Source organism: Spirosoma spitsbergense DSM 19989, assembly GCF_000374085.1.
GTDB lineage: Bacteria > Bacteroidota > Bacteroidia > Cytophagales > Spirosomataceae > Spirosoma > Spirosoma spitsbergense.
The window spans coordinates 1-3,599 of sequence record NZ_KB893482.1 but is presented as its reverse complement, the minus strand read 5'-3'; the positions used below and the strand labels follow the sequence as shown (position 1 = coordinate 3,599).

The window sequence follows — 3,599 nt, the reverse complement described above, 5'->3', positions numbered from 1 at the left end:
AAACGGATCAGTTATGGGCTACCAAATTTCGCTCATCTTCGGCTCAGAGTACTAGCCCAAGCCATCTGACCACAAGAATTGTCAGAGTACCAAAGAGTTTAGTTTATTTTCCATTGTCCTAACCTCAACCCCCTGATTGTTTGAATTAATGAATCGCCGAAAGGTCACCCCGCTGACCACCCCCAACCCCCTCCTAAAACAGGAGGGGGCTTAAAAAAGGGTACCCCGTTGGATAGTCCCCTCCTGTTTTAGGAGGGGTTGGGGGTGGTAAGTTTCAGCATTTATTTTGTTCAAATCAATCAGCGGTCGACCGTCAATCGGGGGGTAGGGTTAGGGCTCAAAAAGTATAAACTAAATTGTACGACCCACACTCTGTCATATCCCATGCGTTTCTTCTCTGGTCAGTTTTTTTTCCTCGCTGCGTTTCTGTTTCTGTGTTTGTCAGTACAGGCGCAGCCAACGGCGTTTAGCTGGCAACCCGTGGCACCGGGCGTCTGGAAGGCAGTCGTTGGTAAAGCCGATGGACCCACCCCGCTGTCTGTAGCGGCTATACAACCCAGACTGGACGGGCTTACCAAACTGGGAGCGGCTCCCTTCCCGGCATGGCTGACGGGGAGCGTTCATAGCCAGGCCGATAACAAGACGTTCCTGCGCTTTCCCCTGCAACGGGGGGAGCAGCTTTTTGGCCTGGGTCTCAATTTCAAAGCGGTACAGCAACGGGGGACGATTAAAACCCTGCACGTTGACCATTATGGTGGTCGGGACAATGGCCGAACCCACGCCCCCGTTCCCTTTTATGTGTCCAGCCTGGGCTATGGCGTACTCATCAATTCGGCCCGGTACCTAACGGTGTATGCCGGTACAGCAGTGCGGGCCGAAGGGCCGGAATCCCCGCCCGAAATGAACCGCAACGCCGACCGGAACTGGCAGGCACAACCCTATTCCGATGCGGTAGATGTGGTTGTACCCGCTGCGGGTACGGAGGTGTACGTCTTTGCCGGCCGTACGCCTATGGAAGTGATGCAGCGCTACAACCTGTATTGCGGAGGGGGTACCTTACCGCCCAAATGGGGCCTGGGTTTCACCCACCGGATGCCCACGCTGTTTACGGACGAGCAAATACTGAACGAAGTGGCGGACTTCGAAACCAAAGGCTATCCCCTGAGTTTTGTGGGACTGGAACCCGGCTGGCAATCGCATTCCTACCCGAACAGCTTTGTGTGGGATAGTACGCGTTTTCCGCAGCCCGCCCGGTTTCTGGCGCAGCTGGCCAGTAAAAACATCCGGGCCAATTTATGGATCAACCCCTACGTTTCGTCCCACTCTCCCCTCTTCAATGCCATTCTGCCTTATACCGGCTCGCATACGGTATGGGTAGGCCGTGTGCCCGACTTCAACATGGCCCCCGCCCGCAGGCTATACAAAGAGTTGTTTATCAAACAGCACCTGTCCATGGGTGTGTCGGGCTACAAAGTAGATGAAGTGGATGGCTACGACCAGTGGCTGTGGCCCGATGTGGCTACGTTCCCCTCCGGCGTCAGTGCCGAACAGATGCGGCAGGTATATGGCCTTCAGTTTCAGAAACTGACCGCCGACTGGTTTCGGGAGCGTAACCAGCGGACGTATGGGCTGGTGCGGGGGTCTAATGCCGGTGCGTCGGCCCTTCCCTACGTGTTGTACAATGATTATTACGACCACCGCGATTTCATTACGGCCCTGTGCAGCAGCAGTTTTGCCGGGGTACTGTGGACACCCGAAGCCCGCTCGTCCAAAACGTCGGAAGAGTGGCTGCGCCGGATGCAGACAGTCTGCTTTTCGCCTATGGCCATGCTCAATGCCTGGGCCGATGGCACCAAACCCTGGACCTTTCCCGACGTGGCCGATGACGTAAAAGCGGTCATGAACTTACGGATGCAGTTGCTGCCCTACCTGTATACCACCTTTGCCCAGTATCAGTTTGAGGGGAAGCCACCCATTCGGGCCATGAACCTGGTCGACGGTTTTTCATTCGATGAGCGCGCAACCGCAGGAACGCTCAATTCGACGGATAACCCCTACGCCCTGGCAGTCAGGAAAGATTGCAAAGATCAGTTTATGGTGGGGGACTTCTTATTGGTAGCGCCCCTGTTTGCCGGCGAAACAAGCCGGAAAGTAATTCTTCCCGCTGGCAGATGGTACGACTTCTACACGGGCAAGTTGGCGGGTGAGGGCGAAGTGATCGACATAACGCCCGGACTGGCCAACATACCGGTATTCGTGAAAGATGGTGGCCTTATCCCCATGATTCCGCCCACGCTTCACTCGCCTAACGCAACTGAAAAACTCCCCCTTACCGTTCGGCATTACGGAAAAGCAGCGGTTGTCTGGACGCTTTATGACGATGATGGGGTCACCTTCGATTATGAGCAGGGGAAACATACCTGGACGCAGCTTTCGGTGAGTCAGAATCAAAATGCATCGTTGACTGGTAGCTGGACACCACCCACTGACCCCACCTTCCACTATACCGGCATTTCCTGGGTTTTCATGACACCCTGACTACTGGTAAAGTAAAGCGGGTGCCGGACTATGTCGCTGTTGGCAGGCGTGGATCAATTGGATAAGGCTGTATGGATACAATCCTACACGCACTTCGCTGCCTGTGAAGTGGGTCCAGCAACACATTGCGGGAAGGAGACAGCGGAACGACGGTGGACGCTACTGCGAGACACAGAGTTTGATGATAGTCAAATTGCTTCATCGCAAAGGCAGGCAAACCAGGTGGTGTAACATAAGGATCGTCCCAGCCAACGGGTAGCTGAGCGATGTCCAGAAAGGTAATCGAATTGTCGGGTACGTCAATCTCGCAAAGAATCAACGGCGGTAAATTGGCTAAGGGCGTTCCCTTCAGATGAACCATGTATTCCAGAAAGCACAACTCCGGGGTAGTAGCCATATACACCATAGGGCTGCCCCTGGCATTCCATCGCCCGCCACGAAGTGGGGTACCAATTCCCTCCAGGATGGTGTCCCGATGACTATCTGTCTGGATACGGTAAAGCCGACGCAGCGGTGCGGTACTGTCCATCAGCTAAAGACACCATACTCAATACGACCCAGAATATCTTCTACCAACTGAACGCCAGTTGGGCTATCCAGCAACGCCAGGGGCGAACGCTCTCCCAACAGACGCAGGGGCCGACGCAGCCAGCGGATAAACTTACCCTGATCCTGAAAGACCGTTGCGCCATAGTTCGCCAGTCTTCCCAACAGCAGGAGACGCTCGGAGGTGGCTGCGTCGAGCCGTACTGACTTAGACTGCCGGTGGAAAGTAGCAATGGATTGGTTCAGTAGTGGGGCCATCTCCTTATCAGAAACACCCAGCAACCGGGCAATACGGCCTGCTTCGGCACCGGCCAAACCCTGACGCGACCGGTCAATAAGCTGAAGCGGGCTAAGCGAAACGGGAAACATAATTGTCTCTTCTGTCTGGCGGGTGCCGATTTGATTTATCACGTTGTTTTATAACAATGGTTCGTCAATAATTAAGCAGCTATACAGCCGAAACTATACAGTCGACGCACTTGAGGGTCATTTTTAGTCAGTTCAGTGCCTTGCGG

At 54.5% G+C, this 3,599-nt stretch carries 3 protein-coding genes; 1 reads left to right on the top strand and 2 read right to left on the bottom strand.

What is annotated here, in order from left to right; genetic code table 11:
* The first annotated feature begins 384 nt into the window (after positions 1-384).
* Positions 385-2,538, top strand: a complete 2,154-nt coding sequence (locus tag B157_RS0110825; RefSeq protein WP_020603346.1) for a glycoside hydrolase family 31 protein — start codon at positions 385-387, stop codon at positions 2,536-2,538.
* 28 nt (positions 2,539-2,566) lie between these two features.
* Here the strand turns inward: B157_RS0110825 and B157_RS0110820 are convergent, their stop codons facing one another.
* Together B157_RS0110820 and parS are read right to left on the bottom strand one after the other, a co-directional pair.
* A complete protein-coding gene (locus B157_RS0110820; RefSeq protein WP_020603345.1) occupies positions 2,567-3,067 on the bottom strand; it encodes an RES family NAD+ phosphorylase in 501 nt (166 codons plus the stop codon).
* Positions 3,067-3,495 (bottom strand): type II RES/Xre toxin-antitoxin system antitoxin, encoded by a 429-nt coding sequence (gene parS / locus B157_RS0110815; RefSeq protein ID WP_245565054.1) that lies wholly within the window; start codon positions 3,493-3,495, stop codon positions 3,067-3,069. The genes B157_RS0110820 and parS overlap by 1 nt, the downstream gene beginning before the upstream one ends.
* Positions 3,496-3,599: the final 104 nt, after the last annotated feature.

Coding starts and splice junctions, on each gene's coding strand:
- B157_RS0110820 (WP_020603345.1), bottom strand. CDS start 3,067: ATGGACAGTACCGCACCGCTGCGTCGGCTTTACCGTATCCAGACAGAT.
- B157_RS0110825 (WP_020603346.1), top strand. CDS start 385: ATGCGTTTCTTCTCTGGTCAGTTTTTTTTCCTCGCTGCGTTTCTGTTT.